Source organism: Pseudomonas sp. stari2 (assembly GCF_040760005.1).
Classification (GTDB): domain Bacteria; phylum Pseudomonadota; class Gammaproteobacteria; order Pseudomonadales; family Pseudomonadaceae; genus Aquipseudomonas.
The window spans coordinates 5,836,895-5,855,000 of sequence record NZ_CP099760.1 but is presented as its reverse complement, the minus strand read 5'-3'; the positions used below and the strand labels follow the sequence as shown (position 1 = coordinate 5,855,000).

Below are 18,106 nucleotides of genomic sequence, written 5' to 3'. Positions count from 1 at the left end.
AGCTTGCTGGAGGTATCAGAAGTGCGAATGCTGACATGAGTAACGACAATGGGTGTGAAAAACACCCACGCCGAAAGACCAAGGTTTCCTGCGCAACGTTAATCGACGCAGGGTTAGTCGGTCCCTAAGGCGAGGCTGAAAAGCGTAGTCGATGGAAAACAGGTTAATATTCCTGTACTTCTGGTTATTGCGATGGAGGGACGGAGAAGGCTAGGCCAGCTTGGCGTTGGTTGTCCAAGTTTAAGGTGGTAGGCTGAGATCTTAGGTAAATCCGGGATCTTAAGGCCGAGAGCTGATGACGAGTTGCCTTTAGGCGACGAAGTGGTTGATGCCATGCTTCCAAGAAAAGCTTCTAAGCTTCAGATAACCAGGAACCGTACCCCAAACCGACACAGGTGGTTGGGTAGAGAATACCAAGGCGCTTGAGAGAACTCGGGTGAAGGAACTAGGCAAAATGGCACCGTAACTTCGGGAGAAGGTGCGCCGGTGAGGGTGAAGGACTTGCTCCGTAAGCCCATGCCGGTCGAAGATACCAGGCCGCTGCGACTGTTTATTAAAAACACAGCACTCTGCAAACACGAAAGTGGACGTATAGGGTGTGACGCCTGCCCGGTGCCGGAAGGTTAATTGATGGGGTTAGCTAACGCGAAGCTCTTGATCGAAGCCCCGGTAAACGGCGGCCGTAACTATAACGGTCCTAAGGTAGCGAAATTCCTTGTCGGGTAAGTTCCGACCTGCACGAATGGCGTAACGATGGCGGCGCTGTCTCCACCCGAGACTCAGTGAAATTGAAATCGCTGTGAAGATGCAGTGTATCCGCGGCTAGACGGAAAGACCCCGTGAACCTTTACTATAGCTTTGCACTGGACTTTGAATTTGCTTGTGTAGGATAGGTGGGAGGCTTTGAAGCGTGGACGCCAGTTCGCGTGGAGCCATCCTTGAAATACCACCCTGGCAACTTTGAGGTTCTAACTCAGGTCCGTTATCCGGATCGAGGACAGTGTATGGTGGGTAGTTTGACTGGGGCGGTCTCCTCCTAAAGAGTAACGGAGGAGTACGAAGGTGCGCTCAGACCGGTCGGAAATCGGTCGTAGAGTATAAAGGCAAAAGCGCGCTTGACTGCGAGACAGACACGTCGAGCAGGTACGAAAGTAGGTCTTAGTGATCCGGTGGTTCTGTATGGAAGGGCCATCGCTCAACGGATAAAAGGTACTCCGGGGATAACAGGCTGATACCGCCCAAGAGTTCATATCGACGGCGGTGTTTGGCACCTCGATGTCGGCTCATCACATCCTGGGGCTGAAGCCGGTCCCAAGGGTATGGCTGTTCGCCATTTAAAGTGGTACGCGAGCTGGGTTTAGAACGTCGTGAGACAGTTCGGTCCCTATCTGCCGTGGACGTTTGAGATTTGAGAGGGGCTGCTCCTAGTACGAGAGGACCGGAGTGGACGAACCTCTGGTGTTCCGGTTGTCACGCCAGTGGCATTGCCGGGTAGCTATGTTCGGAAAAGATAACCGCTGAAAGCATCTAAGCGGGAAACTTGCCTCAAGATGAGATCTCACTGGAACCTTGAGTTCCCTGAAGGGCCGTCGAAGACTACGACGTTGATAGGTTGGGTGTGTAAGCGCTGTGAGGCGTTGAGCTAACCAATACTAATTGCCCGTGAGGCTTGACCATATAACACCCAAGCAATTTGACTACTCGAAAGAGCATCAGATTGCGGTGTGTGAAGACGCAATGAACCGAAAGTTCGATGCTCACAAAACACCGAAAACTATCCCATACCCAATTTGCTGAAGCGAGGCCAGCCGGCCACGAGTCAGTACCCGAATTTCTTGACGACCATAGAGCGTTGGAACCACCTGATCCCATCCCGAACTCAGAAGTGAAACGATGCATCGCCGATGGTAGTGTGGGGTTTCCCCATGTGAGAGTAGGTCATCGTCAAGATTAAATTCCGAAACCCCAATTGCGAAAGCAGTTGGGGTTTTGTTTTGCCCGCAGGAAAGTGGGTTGTTTGAATTCTATGCAACGGCTCGGTGCATGGCTATTATTCGGGCCTCATTCCGAGGCGAGACCTGCATGCTGACGTTGTTGAACCTTCTGAAGGATGGGCGATTCCATTCCGGTCAGGCTCTGGGAGTTGCCCTGGGAATTAGTCGAAGTGCAGTGTGGAAGCAGCTTCAGCACTTGGAGGCTGAGCTTGGGCTATCCATACATAAAATCCGGGGGCGGGGCTACCAGTTGGCCTCGCCACTGGAGTTGCTTGACTCGCTCAAGATAGAGGAAAGTCTTGCCGGCTGGCCTGTGAGTGTCTTCGACTCTATCGACTCTACTAACGCAGAGTCGCTGCGTGCCGTTGATCGGGGTCAAATGGCGCCCTTTCTGGTACTGGCTGAACGGCAAATCTCCGGACGTGGTCGTAGGGGGCGAAAATGGGTAAGTCCGTTTGCCGAGAACCTCTATTACAGTCTCGTATTGCGCATTGATGGTGGGATGCGTCAGCTTGAAGGGCTAAGTCTTGTTGTCGGTCTCGCGGTCATGCAAGCCCTTCGCGTGCTTGGGGTGCCAGGTGCGGGGTTGAAGTGGCCCAATGACGTTTTGGCTGGGCGAAAAAAAATCGCCGGGATCTTGCTGGAGCTGGTCGGAGACCCGGCGGACGTGTGTCATGTAGTGCTGGGTGTTGGCATTAACGTGAACATGCAAGCTACTGACGAGGTTGATCAGCAGTGGACCTCGATACGGCTTGAGTCGGGAAAAAGTTGTGATCGCAATATTCTGGTGGTTGAGCTGAGCAAGCAGTTGCAGCTTTATCTGCAGCGTCATCAGTCAGGGGGTTTCTCTGCGCTTCAGGCGGAGTGGGAAGCGAATCACTTATGGCAGGGACTGCCGGTTTCTCTCACGGCGGGTGTCAACCAGATAGATGGCGTGGTGCTGGGGATCGATAATCAAGGTGCGCTACGGCTGAAGGTGGATGGCGTGGAGAAAGTCTTTAGTGGTGGTGAGCTCAGCTTGAGGTTGCGTGATGATTCTTGAGCTTGATTGCGGAAACAGTTTTATCAAGTGGCGGGTGCTGGATGGCGAAGCGGGTGCCTTGGTCGCGGAAGGGGTGGTCGACTCCGATGAGGCATTGGTCAGCGGCCTTCGTTCGCTCGATAAATTGTCTCTCGGCAAATGCCGCCTTGTCAGTGTGAGAACTGAAGATGAGACCAATTTGCTGATTGGTTTTCTCAAGCGTGAGTTCGATATTTCCGTTGTCTGTGCGACGCCTGCTCGCGAAATGTCCGGCGTCAAAAATGGTTACGAAGACTACGAACGTCTTGGCCTTGATCGTTGGTTGGCGATGCTCGGTGGTTTTCATCTGGCTGGTGGGGCTTGCCTGGTTCTCGATTTCGGGACAGCGGTGACTGCTGATTTCATCTCGTCGGACGGTGAGCACCTGGGAGGCTTCATTGGTCCTGGCATGCCGCTAATGCGCAATCAATTGCGTACGCATACTCGAAAGATTCGCTATGGCGATCTGGCGGCGGAACGGGCATTGACGAGTCACGCTCCTGGGCGCAATACAGTCGAGGCAGTGGAGCGTGGCTGTTCGTTGATGCTCAGAGGATTCGTGTTGACGCAGTTGGAGATGGCGCGCTCCTACTGGGGTGAAAGCTTTAGTGTCTTCATCACAGGTGGTGATGCCGAGTTGGTGTCTGATGTCGCGCCTGAGGCTCGGGTCGTTTCCGATTTGGTGTTCGTAGGTTTGGCTATGGCATGTCCTTTGTCCTGAGGTTTGTATGCGTTGGTTGTTTCTCCTGCTTCTGGTACTCAATGTGTTTTATTACGTCTGGCATCAGCAGGAGGCTCCGTTGCGTGCAAAGGACGTCACGCCTCTCAGTCTTTATCGTGGTTCGCAGCAGGATATCCGTTTGCTGAGTGAGGCTGGTGATGCCTCGCGAGGTGCGAAGGCTGATGGGCAGTGTCTATATATAGGCGGTTCGGGTCGTCCTGAAACTGCACAGGCACTGGAACAGCGCCTGAGTGAGCTTGGGGTGAAAGCTCAGCCCTTGCCGAAAGACCTTTCCAGCAATGCATATTGGTTCCGAATCACGCCTGAAACCCAGCATTTCCTGGGCGATGCTCAGTTGCAAAACCTTTCCAAGGAATTCAATGAGTTAAAACACAAAATAATGCTGTGCGAGGGGGTTGCACCTGCGGAATAGTTTGCATAGAATGGCGCCCGCTCCACAGCGAAGACCTGAAAAGGTTGAAGCAGCAGGGCGACGTCAAAGCAGCTAACCTCAGGTTTTTAAATGAGAAAATGCTTGACAAGGGTTTGGCGTAGTATAAAATGCCGGCCTGATTAGGAGGGGTTCCCGAGCGGCCAAAGGGATCAGACTGTAAATCTGACGTCTACGACTTCGAAGGTTCGAATCCTTCTCCCTCCACCAGATTTTAGCGTGAGCTGCAGGCTCCGCGGGTATAGTTTAGTGGTAGAACCTCAGCCTTCCAAGCTGATGATGCGGGTTCGATTCCCGCTACCCGCTCCAAGTTTGCAGGTTGTGCAAAGTGTTACGCTCTTGTAGCTCAGTTGGTAGAGCACACCCTTGGTAAGGGTGAGGTCAGCGGTTCAAGTCCGCTCAAGAGCTCCATATGACAAGGCAGATATGAAAATATCTGCCTTTGTTTTAATGGCTAGGGTTGGTTGCTTATTTCTTCTGTGAGGGGTGATATCGATGGCTAAGGAAAAATTTGATCGTTCCCTACCGCACGTCAACGTCGGCACTATCGGTCACGTTGACCATGGTAAAACCACTCTGACCGCTGCTCTGACTCGCGTCTGCTCCGAAGTTTTCGGTTCGGCCGTAGTTGAATTCGACAAGATCGACAGCGCTCCAGAAGAAAAAGCTCGCGGTATCACCATCAACACCGCGCACGTTGAGTACAACTCGAACATTCGTCACTACGCTCACGTTGACTGCCCAGGTCACGCTGACTACGTGAAGAACATGATCACCGGTGCTGCCCAGATGGACGGCGCGATCCTGGTTTGCTCGGCTGCCGATGGTCCGATGCCACAAACTCGTGAGCACATCCTGCTGTCCCGTCAGGTAGGCGTTCCGTACATCGTGGTTTTCCTGAACAAGGCTGACCTGGTAGACGACGCAGAGCTGCTGGAACTGGTTGAAATGGAAGTTCGCGACCTGCTGTCCACCTACGACTTCCCAGGCGACGACACTCCGATCATTATCGGTTCGGCTCGTATGGCGCTGGAAGGTAAAGACGACAACGAAATGGGCACCACTGCTGTCAAGAAGCTGGTGGAAACTCTGGACAGCTACATCCCAGAGCCAGAGCGTGCTATCGACAAGCCGTTCCTGATGCCAATCGAAGACGTGTTCTCGATCTCGGGCCGCGGTACCGTGGTAACTGGTCGTATCGAGCGTGGTATCGTTCGCGTACAGGATCCGCTGGAAATCGTTGGTCTGCGTGACACTACCACCACCACCTGCACTGGTGTTGAGATGTTCCGCAAGCTGCTGGACGAAGGTCGTGCTGGCGAGAACTGCGGCGTTCTGCTGCGTGGTACCAAGCGTGACGACGTTGAGCGTGGTCAGGTTCTGGTTAAGCCGGGTTCGGTTAAGCCTCACACCAAGTTCACCGCAGAAGTTTACGTTCTGAGCAAGGAAGAAGGCGGTCGTCACACTCCGTTCTTCAAAGGCTATCGTCCACAGTTCTACTTCCGTACTACTGACGTGACTGGTAACTGCGAGCTGCCAGAAGGCGTTGAAATGGTAATGCCAGGTGACAACATTCAGATGACTGTTACCCTGATTAAAACCATCGCGATGGAAGATGGTCTGCGTTTCGCTATCCGTGAAGGCGGTCGTACCGTCGGCGCTGGCGTCGTAGCCAAAATCATCGAGTAAGTAGTTGTAATGTATTTTTCGGGCCGGCATAATGGTCGGCCTGATTTTGTTTTAGGTCAGTAGCTCAATTGGCAGAGCGACGGTCTCCAAAACCGTAGGTTGGGGGTTCGATTCCCTCCTGACCTGCCAGATTCACTCGGTGTGTCTGGCTTTCTTTTCACAGGATCTTCATAGATGACTCCTAAGGCTGAAGCTCAAGGCTCTCGCTTCGATCTGCTCAAGTGGCTTGTAGTAGTCGCTTTGGTGGTGGTTGGCGTTGTAGGCAATCAGTATTACTCTGCTTCGCCGATCCTGTACCGAGTACTCGCTTTGCTTGTCATTGCTGCTGTAGCTGCCTTTTTAGGCCTGCAGACTGCCAAGGGCAAGTCTTTCTTTGTACTGGTTAAGGAAGCTCGTACCGAAATTCGTAAAGTCGTATGGCCAACTCGCCAAGAAACCACGCAGACCACTCTGATTGTAGTGGCTGTTGTTCTGGTTATGGCGTTGCTGTTGTGGGGTCTTGATTCCCTGCTCGGCTGGCTTGTTTCCTTGATTGTCGGCTAAGGGTGTCCCGTGGCTAAGCGTTGGTACGTTGTGCATGCTTACTCGGGTTACGAGAAGCATGTCATGCGCTCGCTGATCGAGCGTGTAAAGCTGGCTGGCATGGAAGATGGCTTCGGCGAAATTCTGGTTCCCACTGAAGAAGTGGTTGAAATGCGTAATGGCCAGAAGCGCAAAAGCGAACGCAAGTTCTTCCCTGGGTATGTGCTGGTACAGATGGATATGAATGAGGGTACTTGGCACTTGGTCAAGGATACTCCTCGGGTGATGGGTTTTATCGGCGGTACTGCTGACAAACCTGCGCCAATCACTGATAAAGAAGCAGAGGCGATTCTGCGTCGCGTTGCTGACGGTAGCGACAAGCCGAAGCCGAAGACGTTGTTCGAGCCAGGTGAAACCGTTCGTGTCAATGACGGTCCTTTCGCGGACTTTAACGGTGTTGTTGAAGAAGTTAACTACGAAAAGAGCCGGATCCAAGTGGCAGTGCTCATTTTCGGTCGCTCTACTCCGGTAGAGTTGGAGTTCAGTCAGGTCGAAAAGGTCTAACTGGACAAGCATCCCAACCCCGCAGCCCTAGGCTGTGGGGTTTTGTCGTCACTGGGATAAACGCGCAAGTAACCGGGGAGCCTTTCGAGGCGTTCGAACCCGTAATTGGAGTGCCTCATGGCCAAGAAGATTACCGCTTACATCAAGCTGCAAGTGAAGGCCGCTCAGGCTAACCCAAGCCCACCTGTTGGTCCTGCTCTGGGTCAGCACGGCGTGAACATCATGGAATTCTGCAAGGCTTTCAACGCCCGTACCCAGGGTCTGGAAGCTGGTCTGCCGACTCCAGTGATCATCACTGTCTACAGCGACCGTAGCTTCACTTTCGAAACCAAATCCACCCCTGCTTCGGTTCTGCTGAAGAAAGCGGCCGGTCTGACCAGCGGTTCCGCTCGTCCGAACACCGTTAAGGTTGGCACTGTTACCCGTGCTCAGCTGGAAGAAATCGCGAAAACCAAAAACGCGGATCTGACTGCAGCTGATATGGATGCAGCCGTGCGCACTATCGCCGGTTCTGCTCGTAGCATGGGCCTTAACGTGGAGGGTGTGTAATGGCTAAGCTGACCAAGCGCCAAAAGGCTATCGCTGAAAAGATCGAAGCGGGCAAGTCCTACAACTTCGAAGAGGCCGCAACTCTGCTGGCTTCGCTGCCAGCTGCCAAGTTCGTCGAGTCGTTCGATGTGGCCGTTAACCTGGGCGTAGACCCGCGTAAATCCGACCAGGTCGTTCGTAGCGCTACTGTGCTGCCACACGGCACTGGCAAGACCGTTCGCGTTGCTGTGTTCACCCAGGGTCCAGCTGCCGAGGCCGCTCTGGCTGCCGGCGCTGACCGCGTAGGTATGGACGAACTGGCTGCCGAAATGAAAGGCGGCGACCTGAACTATGACGTAGTGATCGCATCACCGGATGCCATGCGCGTTGTGGGTCAACTGGGTCAGATCCTCGGTCCGCGTGGTCTGATGCCTAACCCGAAAGTTGGTACCGTTACTCCAGATGTAGCCACCGCGGTTAAAAACGCCAAGGCTGGTCAGGTTCGTTATCGCACCGACAAAAACGGTATCATCCACACTTCCGTTGGCAAGATCGGCTTCGATGCCGTCAAGCTGAAGGAAAACGTTGAAGCCCTGATCGCTGATCTAAAGCGTATCAAGCCAGCTTCCTCGAAAGGTATCTACGTCAAGCGCGTTACCCTGAGCACCACCATGGGCCCAGGTCTGGTTATCGACCAAAGCTCGCTGGACGCGTAAGACAAAAATTGGCGCAGTTGACTGCGCCAATTGAAAGATTGGGGTCCCTGCCTGGCGGGGGCTATCCAAGACCGTAGGCGACGCAAGTCTTAAACCTCAAGCCTACGCAGATGGTGCTCCCGGTTCCTTACCGAATCAGACACCAAAACGACATTCGGTTTCGATCGAATGAAACGGTAACAAGCAGGAGTTGAACCCGTGGCAATTAATCTCGAAGACAAGAAGGCCATCGTCGCTGAAGTCAACGAGGCTGCCAAAGTCGCTCTGTCCGCTGTCGTGGTTGATGCCCGTGGCGTAACAGTAGGCGCAATGACCGGACTCCGTAAAGAGGCTCGTGAAGCTGGCGTTTACGTACGTGTTGTACGTAACACCCTGCTCAAGCGCGCTGTTGCCGGCACTTCGTATGAAGTGCTGAACGACGCGTTCACCGGCCCGACCCTGATCGCATTCTCCAACGAACACCCGGGCGCTGCTGCTCGTCTGTTCAAGGAATTTGCCAAGGGTCAGGATAAGTTCGAGATCAAGGCAGCTTCGTTCGAGGGCAAGTTCCTCGCAGCGAATGAGATCGACGTGCTGGCAAGCCTGCCAACTCGCGACGAAGCTATTGCGAAACTGATGAGCGTGATTCAAGGCGCTACCAGCAAGCTGGCTCGTACTCTGGCGGCAATTCGCGATCAGAAAGAAGCAGCTGCAGCCTGAGGCTGAGCGTTTCCAATCTCGCGTATTTTTGTTTATTTCGACGGCCGTACAGGCTGTCCACCAAATCAGGAATTGAGTCATGTCTCTGACTAACGAACAAATCATCGAAGCAATCGGCCAGAAAACCGTTCTGGAAGTTGTTGAGCTGATCAAAGCAATGGAAGAAACCTTCGGCGTGACCGCTGCTGTTGCTGCTGCTGGTCCAGCTGCTGCTGCCGCTGTTGTTGAAGAGCAAACCGAGTTCAACGTTGTTCTGGTTGAAGCCGGCGAGAAGAAAGTAAACGTGATCAAGGCAGTTCGTGAACTGACCGGTCTGGGCCTGAAAGAAGCCAAAGAGAAAGTCGACGGCGCTCCTCAGGTTGTAGCTGAAGGCGTTTCGAAAGAAGCTGCTGAAGACGCTAAGAAGAAGCTGGAAGAAGCAGGCGCTAAAGTCGAGCTGAAGTAAGCATCGACTTTGCTCCTCCAGCCCGAGCGTCAAGCGACAGGCTGATGGCTGGTGGCTCTTGCCACCGGCCTTTTTCCGTTATTGGCAGCCGACTCGGTCGGTGCCGATAACGAGCTGTAACCATCCGATGTGATGGCGCAAACCATGGGGTTTGCACGATTTTCTGGCTGCTCCCGTCGGGAGGGGCCAAACAAGCAGGTGACCAAGCTGGGGAACGCTGATGGCTTACTCATATACTGAGAAAAAACGTATCCGCAAGGACTTTAGCAAGTTGCCGGACGTCATGGATGTGCCTTACCTCCTGGCCATCCAGCTGGATTCGTATCGTGAATTCTTGCAAGCGGGAGCGACTAAAGATCAGTTCCGCGACGTGGGCCTGCATGCGGCCTTCAAATCCGTTTTCCCGATCATCAGCTACTCCGGCAATGCTGCGCTGGAGTACGTCGGTTATCGCCTGGGCGAACCGGCATTTGATGTCAAAGAATGCGTATTGCGCGGTGTAACTTTCGCCGTACCTTTGCGGGTAAAAGTGCGCCTGATCATTTTCGACAAAGAATCGTCGAACAAAGCGATCAAGGACATCAAAGAGCAAGAAGTCTACATGGGTGAAATCCCCCTGATGACTGAGAACGGTACCTTCGTAATCAACGGTACCGAGCGTGTGATCGTTTCCCAGTTGCACCGCTCTCCGGGCGTGTTCTTCGACCACGACCGTGGCAAGACGCACAGCTCCGGCAAACTGCTGTACTCCGCACGCATCATTCCTTACCGCGGTTCGTGGCTGGACTTCGAGTTTGACCCGAAGGACTGCGTATTCGTACGTATCGACCGTCGTCGCAAGCTGCCGGCCTCGGTTCTGCTGCGCGCGCTCGGCTATACCACCGAAGAAGTGCTGGACGCGTTCTATACCACCAACGTATTCCACGTTAAGGGCGAGACCCTGAGCCTGGAACTGGTGCCTCAGCGCCTGCGTGGTGAAGTTGCAGTCCTCGATATTCAGGACGACAAAGGCAAGGTAATTGTCGAGCAGGGTCGTCGTATCACTGCCCGTCACATCAACCAGCTGGAAAAAGCCGGGATCAAAGAGCTGGACGTGCCTCTGGACTACGTCCTGGGCCGCACCACCGCCAAGGTCATCGTGCATCCGGCAACCGGCGAAATCCTGGCAGAGTGCAACACCGAGCTGACGGCCGAAGTCCTGGCTAAAGTCGCCAAGGCTGGTGTCGTTCGCATCGAAACGCTGTACACCAACGATATCGACTGCGGTCCGTTCGTCTCTGACACTCTGAAGATCGACTCCACCAGCAACCAGTTGGAAGCGCTGGTCGAAATCTATCGCATGATGCGTCCAGGCGAGCCGCCAACCAAAGACGCTGCCGAAACCCTGTTCAACAACCTGTTCTTCAGTCCTGAGCGCTATGACCTGTCTGCGGTCGGCCGGATGAAGTTCAACCGTCGTATCGGTCGTACCGAGATCGAAGGTTCGGGCGTGCTGTGCAAGGAAGACATCGTCGCGGTACTGAAGACTCTGGTCGACATCCGTAACGGTAAAGGCATTGTCGACGACATCGACCACCTGGGTAACCGTCGTGTTCGCTGCGTAGGCGAAATGGCCGAGAACCAGTTCCGCGTTGGCCTGGTACGTGTTGAGCGTGCGGTCAAAGAGCGTCTGTCGATGGCTGAAAGCGAAGGCCTGATGCCGCAAGACCTGATCAACGCCAAGCCAGTGGCTGCGGCGGTGAAAGAGTTCTTCGGTTCCAGCCAGCTGTCGCAGTTCATGGACCAGAACAACCCGCTGTCCGAGATTACCCACAAGCGTCGTGTCTCCGCACTCGGCCCTGGTGGTCTGACTCGTGAGCGCGCGGGCTTCGAAGTTCGTGACGTACACCCGACTCACTACGGTCGTGTTTGCCCGATCGAAACGCCGGAAGGTCCGAACATCGGTCTGATCAACTCCCTGGCAGCTTACGCTCGCACCAACCAGTATGGCTTCCTCGAGAGCCCGTACCGTGTGGTGAAAGAGGGTGTGGTTACCGACGAGATCGTGTTCCTGTCCGCTATTGAAGAAGCCGATCACGTGATCGCGCAGGCTTCGGCGACCATGAACGACCAGAAAGTCCTGATCGACGAACTGGTAGCTGTACGTCACCTGAACGAATTCACCGTCAAGGCGCCTGAAGAAGTCACCCTGATGGACGTTTCGCCGAAGCAGGTAGTTTCGGTTGCAGCGTCGCTGATTCCGTTCCTCGAGCACGACGACGCCAACCGTGCGTTGATGGGTTCGAACATGCAGCGTCAGGCTGTACCAACGCTGCGTGCCGACAAGCCGCTGGTAGGTACCGGCATGGAGCGTAACGTGGCTCGCGACTCCGGCGTTTGCGTCGTGGCTCGTCGTGGCGGCGTGATCGACTCTGTCGATGCCAGCCGTATCGTGGTCCGTGTTGCCGACGACGAAGTTGAAACCGGTGAAGCCGGTGTCGACATCTACAACCTGACCAAATACACCCGCTCGAACCAGAACACCTGCATCAACCAGCGTCCGCTGGTGAGCAAGGGTGATCGCGTTCAGCGTAGCGACATCATGGCCGACGGCCCGTCCACCGACATGGGTGAACTGGCTCTGGGTCAGAACATGCGCATCGCCTTCATGGCATGGAACGGCTTCAACTTCGAAGACTCCATCTGCCTGTCCGAGCGCGTGGTTCAGGAAGACCGCTTCACCACGATCCACATCCAGGAACTGACCTGTGTGGCTCGTGACACCAAGCTTGGGCCAGAGGAAATCACTGCGGATATCCCGAACGTGGGTGAAGCTGCACTGAACAAGCTGGACGAAGCCGGTATCGTTTACGTAGGTGCTGAAGTTGGCGCAGGCGACATTCTGGTAGGTAAGGTCACTCCGAAAGGCGAGACTCAGCTGACTCCGGAAGAAAAACTGCTGCGCGCGATCTTCGGTGAAAAAGCCAGCGACGTTAAAGACACCTCCCTGCGTGTACCTACCGGTACCAAAGGTACTGTCATCGACGTGCAGGTCTTCACTCGTGACGGCGTTGAGCGTGATGCTCGTGCCCTGTCGATCGAGAAGACCCAGCTGGACGAGATCCGCAAGGATCTGAACGAAGAGTTCCGCATCGTTGAAGGCGCGACCTTCGAACGTCTGCGTTCCGCTCTGGTTGGCCACAAGGCTGAAGGCGGCGCAGGCCTGAAGAAAGGTCAGGACATCACCGACGAAGTACTCGACGGTCTTGAGCATGGTCAGTGGTTCAAGCTGCGCATGGCTGAAGATGCTCTGAACGAGCAGCTCGAGAAGGCTCAGGCCTACATCGTTGATCGTCGCCGTCTGCTGGACGACAAGTTCGAAGACAAGAAGCGCAAACTGCAGCAGGGCGATGACCTGGCGCCAGGCGTGCTGAAGATCGTCAAGGTTTACCTGGCAATCCGTCGTCGCATCCAGCCGGGCGACAAGATGGCCGGTCGTCACGGTAACAAAGGTGTGGTCTCCGTGATCATGCCGGTTGAAGACATGCCGCACGATGCCAATGGCACCCCGGTCGACGTCGTCCTCAACCCGCTGGGCGTACCTTCGCGTATGAACGTTGGTCAGATCCTTGAAACCCACCTGGGCCTCGCGGCCAAAGGTCTGGGCGAGAAGATCAACCGGATGGTCGAAGAGCAGCGTAAAGTCGCTGAACTGCGTACCTTCTTGGACGAGATCTACAACCAGATCGGCGGTCGTAACGAAGATCTGGACAGCTTCTCCGATCAGGAAATCCTGGATCTGGCGAAGAACCTGCGTGGCGGTGTTCCAATGGCCACTCCAGTGTTCGACGGTGCCAAGGAAAGCGAAATCAAGGCCATGCTGAAACTGGCAGACCTGCCAGAAAGCGGCCAGATGCAGCTGACCGACGGCCGTACCGGCAACAAGTTTGAGCGTCCAGTTACCGTTGGCTACATGTACATGCTGAAGCTGAACCACTTGGTAGACGACAAGATGCACGCGCGTTCTACCGGTTCGTACAGCCTGGTTACCCAGCAGCCGCTGGGTGGTAAGGCGCAGTTCGGTGGTCAGCGTTTCGGGGAGATGGAGGTCTGGGCACTGGAAGCATACGGTGCTGCTTACACTCTGCAAGAAATGCTCACAGTGAAGTCGGACGATGTGAACGGCCGTACCAAGATGTACAAAAACATCGTGGACGGCGATCACCGTATGGAGCCGGGCATGCCCGAGTCCTTCAACGTGTTGATCAAGGAAATTCGTTCCCTCGGCATCGATATCGATCTGGAAACCGAATAACACGTGACGCGATCGAGAGCGGGGCAGGATTGCCCGCTCTCTGCTCCGCCAGGAGGAAAGGCCTTGAAAGACCTACTGAATTTGCTGAAAAACCAGGGTCAAGTCGAAGAGTTCGACGCCATCCGTATCGGATTGGCCTCGCCTGAGATGATCCGCTCGTGGTCGTTCGGTGAAGTTAAAAAGCCGGAAACCATCAACTACCGTACGTTCAAACCCGAGCGTGACGGTCTGTTCTGCGCCAAGATCTTTGGCCCGGTAAAGGATTACGAGTGCCTGTGCGGTAAGTACAAGCGCTTGAAGCACCGTGGTGTGATCTGCGAGAAGTGCGGCGTTGAAGTTGCACTGGCCAAGGTTCGTCGTGAGCGCATGGCGCACATCGAGCTGGCTTCGCCGGTTGCCCACATCTGGTTCCTGAAATCGCTGCCGTCCCGTATCGGCCTGCTGATGGACATGACCCTGCGTGATATCGAACGCGTTCTCTACTTCGAGAGCTATGTCGTTATCGATCCAGGCATGACCACTCTTGAAAAAGGTCAGCTGCTGAACGACGAGCAGTACTTCGAAGCGCTGGAAGAGTTCGGTGACGATTTCGACGCCCGCATGGGTGCTGAAGCTGTCCGTGAACTGCTGCACGCTATCGACCTGGAACACGAGATTGGCCGTCTGCGTGAAGAAATTCCGCAAACCAACTCCGAAACCAAGATCAAGAAGCTGTCCAAGCGTCTGAAGTTGATGGAAGCCTTCCAGGGTTCCGGCAACCTGCCAGAGTGGATGGTGCTGACCGTTCTGCCGGTTCTGCCGCCGGATCTGCGTCCACTGGTTCCGCTGGATGGCGGTCGTTTCGCGACTTCCGACCTCAACGATCTGTATCGTCGAGTGATCAACCGTAACAACCGTTTGAAGCGCCTGCTGGATCTGTCCGCTCCGGACATCATCGTGCGCAACGAAAAGCGTATGTTGCAGGAAGCTGTCGACGCACTGCTCGACAACGGTCGTCGTGGCCGCGCTATCACAGGTTCCAACAAACGTCCTCTGAAATCCCTGGCTGACATGATCAAGGGTAAGCAGGGTCGTTTCCGTCAGAACTTGCTCGGTAAGCGTGTTGACTACTCCGGTCGTTCGGTAATTACCGTAGGCCCGACCCTGCGTCTGCACCAGTGCGGTCTGCCGAAGAAAATGGCTCTCGAGCTGTTCAAACCGTTCATTTTCGGCAAGCTGGAAATGCGTGGTCTGGCGACCACCATCAAAGCGGCCAAGAAAATGGTCGAGCGCGAGCTGCCGGAAGTTTGGGACGTTCTCGCTGAAGTGATTCGCGAACACCCGGTTCTTCTCAACCGTGCACCGACCCTTCACCGTCTGGGTATCCAGGCGTTTGAACCGGTACTGATCGAAGGTAAGGCTATCCAGCTGCACCCTCTGGTCTGTGCTGCGTACAACGCTGACTTCGACGGCGACCAAATGGCCGTGCACGTACCGCTGACGCTGGAAGCCCAGCTCGAAGCGCGTGCGTTGATGATGTCGACCAACAACATTCTGTCGCCAGCCAACGGTGAGCCAATCATCGTTCCGTCGCAGGACGTTGTATTGGGTCTGTACTACATGACTCGTGAAGCGATCAACGCCAAGGGCGAAGGTCGTGTGTTCGCGGATCTGCAGGAAGTTGACCGTGTGTTCCGTGCCGGCGAAGCCGCACTGCACGCCAAGATCAAGGTTCGTATCAACGAAACCGTGAACGATCGTGACGGCAACAGCGTAAACAACACCCGCATCGTCGACACTACTGTCGGTCGTGCGCTGCTGTTCCAGGTTGTACCAAAAGGTCTGTCGTTCGACGTCGTCAACCTGCCGATGAAGAAAAAGGCGATCTCCAAGCTGATCAACCAGTGCTACCGCGTGGTTGGTCTGAAAGAGACCGTGATCTTCGCTGACCAGTTGATGTACACCGGTTTTGCCTATTCGACCATTTCCGGCGTTTCCATCGGTGTTAACGACTTCGTTATCCCGGATGAAAAAGCCCGCATCATCGGTGCTGCCACCGACGAAGTGAAAGAGATCGAGAGCCAGTACGCGTCCGGCCTGGTAACCCAGGGCGAGAAGTACAACAAAGTGATCGACCTTTGGTCGAAAGCGAACGACGAAGTCTCCAAGGCGATGATGGCCAACCTCTCGAAAGAGAAGGTCATCGACCGTCACGGCGACGAAGTCGAGCAGGAATCGTTCAACTCGATGTACATGATGGCCGACTCGGGTGCGCGGGGTTCCGCAGCACAGATTCGTCAGCTGGCCGGTATGCGTGGTCTGATGGCCAAGCCGGACGGTTCCATCATCGAAACGCCAATTACCGCGAACTTCCGTGAAGGTCTGAGCGTACTCCAGTACTTCATCTCGACTCACGGTGCTCGTAAAGGTCTGGCGGATACCGCGTTGAAAACCGCGAACTCCGGTTACCTGACTCGTCGTCTGGTAGACGTGGCGCAGGATCTGGTCGTGACCGAGATCGATTGCGGCACCGAGCATGGCCTGGTAATGACTCCGCACATTGAAGGCGGTGACGTTGTAGAGCCGCTGGGTGAACGCGTATTGGGTCGTGTCATCGCCCGCGACGTATTCAAGCCAGGTACCGAGGACGTCATCGTTCCTGCCGGCACTCTGGTAGACGAGAAGTGGGTCGAATTCATCGAGCTGAACAGCATCGATGAAGTGATCGTGCGTTCGCCGATCAGCTGCGAAACCCGCTACGGAATCTGCGCCAAGTGCTACGGCCGTGACCTGGCTCGTGGTCACCAGGTGAACATCGGTGAGTCGGTCGGCGTAATCGCTGCCCAGTCCATCGGTGAGCCGGGTACCCAGCTGACGATGCGTACGTTCCACATCGGTGGTGCGGCAAGCCGTACTTCCGCAGCCGACAGTGTTCAGGTGAAGAACGGCGGTACTGTCCGTCTGCACAACCTGAAGCACGTTGAGCGTGTGGATGGCAACCTGGTTGCCGTGTCCCGTTCCGGTGAGCTGGCGATTGCTGACGACTTCGGTCGTGAGCGCGAACGTTACAAGCTGCCGTACGGTGCTGTGATTTCGGTTAAAGAAGGTGACAAGGTCGACGCTGGCGCCATCGTGGCCAAGTGGGATCCGCACACTCACCCGATCGTTACCGAAATGAAAGGTACCGTGACCTACGTGGGCATGGAAGAGGGCATCACGATCAAGCGTCAGACTGACGAATTGACCGGTATGACCAACATTGAAGTACTTGATCCGAAAGATCGTCCGGCTGCCGGCAAGGACATTCGTCCTGCTGTGAAGATGGTCGATGACAACGGCAAGGATCTGTTGCTGCCAGGCACTGACGTTATCGCTCAGTACTTCCTGCCAGCCAACGCCCTGGTCGGTGTTGCGGACGGTGCGAAGATTGCGATCGGTGATGTTATCGCTCGTATCCCGCAGGAAACTTCGAAGACCCGTGACATCACCGGTGGTCTGCCGCGTGTTGCCGACCTGTTCGAAGCCCGTCGTCCGAAAGAAGCGTCGATTCTGGCTGAAGTCAGCGGCACCATCGCGTTCGGTAAAGAGACCAAGGGCAAGCGCCGTCTGGTCATCACCCCGAACGACGGTAGCGATCCGTACGAAGAGCTGATTCCGAAGTGGCGTCACCTGAACGTGTTCGAAGGCGAGCAGGTAAACCGCGGCGAAGTTATCTCCGACGGTCCGAGCGATCCGCACGACATCCTGCGTCTGCTGGGTGTGAGCGCGCTGGCCAAGTACATCGTTAACGAGATCCAGGACGTTTACCGTCTGCAGGGCGTGAAGATCAACGACAAGCACATCGAGACCATCCTGCGTCAGATGCTGCGTAAAGTTGAGATCTCCGAGTCCGGCGACTCCAGCTTCATCAAGGGCGACCAGATGGAACTGACTCACGTTCTGGTAGAAAACGAGCGTCTGAACGCGGAAGACAAGTTTGTCTCCAAGTTCACCCGCGTTCTGCTGGGTATCACCAAGGCGTCGTTGTCGACCGAATCGTTCATCTCGGCGGCTTCCTTCCAGGAAACCACCCGCGTACTGACCGAAGCGGCCGTAACCGGCAAGCGCGATTACCTGCGCGGCCTGAAAGAAAACGTGGTTGTGGGTCGTCTGATCCCGGCCGGTACCGGTCTGGCTTATCACAGCGAGCGCAAGCGTCGCCGTGATGCAGACAAGCCGTTGCGCGTTAGCGCCAGTGAAGTGGAAGCTGCACTGACCGAAGCGCTGAACTCGAGCGGTAACTGAGTTCTGCGAAAAATGAGCTGAGGCCCTGATCTAACCGTTCATCGAATCGAGACAATTTGTCGAGGTTCGACGAGCGGGGAGGTCGGGGCCTTGCCTTGACTGGGGGCAAGATCCTCTTTAGACTCTTGATCCCCTAAATTTGGCGGGAATCCGTTCCTGC

Annotated in this window: 12 protein-coding genes, 4 tRNA genes and 2 rRNA genes (1 of these 18 only partly in view); all 18 read left to right on the top strand. The window is 55.2% G+C overall.

The features are described 5' to 3' along the window. A 23S ribosomal RNA gene (locus NH234_RS26930) occupies positions 1-1,677 on the top strand (it extends 1,214 nt beyond the left edge of the window). Positions 1,678-1,834: 157 nt separating this feature from the next. Then, positions 1,835-1,950, top strand: a 5S ribosomal RNA gene (gene rrf, locus NH234_RS26925). 132 nt (positions 1,951-2,082) lie between these two features. Next, the gene (gene birA / locus NH234_RS26920) at positions 2,083-3,036 is read left to right on the top strand and encodes a bifunctional biotin--[acetyl-CoA-carboxylase] ligase/biotin operon repressor BirA (protein WP_367254884.1); all 954 of its coding nucleotides are present in this window, start codon (positions 2,083-2,085) and stop codon (positions 3,034-3,036) included. After that, complete coding sequence (locus NH234_RS26915) at positions 3,026-3,775, top strand: pantothenate kinase (RefSeq protein ID WP_085733020.1); 750 nt, start codon at positions 3,026-3,028, stop codon at positions 3,773-3,775. The genes birA and NH234_RS26915 overlap by 11 nt, the downstream gene beginning before the upstream one ends. 7 nt (positions 3,776-3,782) lie before the next feature. Beyond that, on the top strand, positions 3,783-4,208 hold the full coding sequence (locus NH234_RS26910; RefSeq protein WP_085733019.1) for a hypothetical protein: 426 nt from the start codon (positions 3,783-3,785) through the stop codon (positions 4,206-4,208). Positions 4,209-4,351: 143 nt separating this feature from the next. Next, positions 4,352-4,436, top strand: a tRNA-Tyr gene (locus NH234_RS26905). A 25-nt stretch (positions 4,437-4,461) separates the two neighbouring features. Beyond that, a tRNA-Gly gene (locus NH234_RS26900) sits at positions 4,462-4,535 on the top strand. Positions 4,536-4,561: 26 nt separating this feature from the next. Continuing rightward, a tRNA-Thr gene (locus tag NH234_RS26895) sits at positions 4,562-4,637 on the top strand. An 84-nt stretch (positions 4,638-4,721) separates the two neighbouring features. Beyond that, positions 4,722-5,915, top strand: coding sequence for an elongation factor Tu (tuf, locus tag NH234_RS26890; protein ID WP_028614144.1), 1,194 nt, complete (start codon positions 4,722-4,724; stop codon positions 5,913-5,915). A gap of 53 nt (positions 5,916-5,968) precedes the next feature. Continuing rightward, positions 5,969-6,044 (top strand) — tRNA-Trp (locus NH234_RS26885). 45 nt (positions 6,045-6,089) lie between these two features. After that, the gene (gene secE, locus NH234_RS26880) at positions 6,090-6,458 is read left to right on the top strand and encodes a preprotein translocase subunit SecE (RefSeq protein ID WP_085733018.1); all 369 of its coding nucleotides are present in this window, start codon (positions 6,090-6,092) and stop codon (positions 6,456-6,458) included. A 9-nt stretch (positions 6,459-6,467) separates the two neighbouring features. Next, the gene (nusG, locus tag NH234_RS26875; RefSeq protein WP_007957598.1) at positions 6,468-7,001 is read left to right on the top strand and encodes a transcription termination/antitermination protein NusG; all 534 of its coding nucleotides are present in this window, start codon (positions 6,468-6,470) and stop codon (positions 6,999-7,001) included. Between the two features lie 117 nt (positions 7,002-7,118). Then, the gene (gene rplK, locus NH234_RS26870) at positions 7,119-7,550 is read left to right on the top strand and encodes a 50S ribosomal protein L11 (protein WP_003228756.1); all 432 of its coding nucleotides are present in this window, start codon (positions 7,119-7,121) and stop codon (positions 7,548-7,550) included. Beyond that, positions 7,550-8,245, top strand: a complete 696-nt coding sequence (rplA, locus tag NH234_RS26865) for a 50S ribosomal protein L1 (RefSeq protein ID WP_011336175.1) — start codon at positions 7,550-7,552, stop codon at positions 8,243-8,245. Before rplK ends, rplA begins: the two co-directional genes overlap by 1 nt. A gap of 198 nt (positions 8,246-8,443) precedes the next feature. Continuing rightward, positions 8,444-8,944, top strand: coding sequence for a 50S ribosomal protein L10 (rplJ, locus tag NH234_RS26860; protein WP_011336174.1), 501 nt, complete (start codon positions 8,444-8,446; stop codon positions 8,942-8,944). Positions 8,945-9,023: 79 nt separating this feature from the next. Further along, positions 9,024-9,389 (top strand): 50S ribosomal protein L7/L12, encoded by a 366-nt coding sequence (gene rplL, locus NH234_RS26855; protein ID WP_007957596.1) that lies wholly within the window; start codon positions 9,024-9,026, stop codon positions 9,387-9,389. Between the two features lie 220 nt (positions 9,390-9,609). Then, positions 9,610-13,683, top strand: coding sequence for a DNA-directed RNA polymerase subunit beta (gene rpoB / locus NH234_RS26850; protein WP_367254880.1), 4,074 nt, complete (start codon positions 9,610-9,612; stop codon positions 13,681-13,683). A gap of 63 nt (positions 13,684-13,746) precedes the next feature. After that, positions 13,747-17,946 carry a DNA-directed RNA polymerase subunit beta' gene (gene rpoC / locus NH234_RS26845; protein ID WP_085712352.1) on the top strand — a complete coding sequence of 1,400 codons (4,200 nt, stop codon included), beginning with the start codon at positions 13,747-13,749 and terminating at the stop codon, positions 17,944-17,946. Positions 17,947-18,106 lie beyond the last annotated feature (160 nt).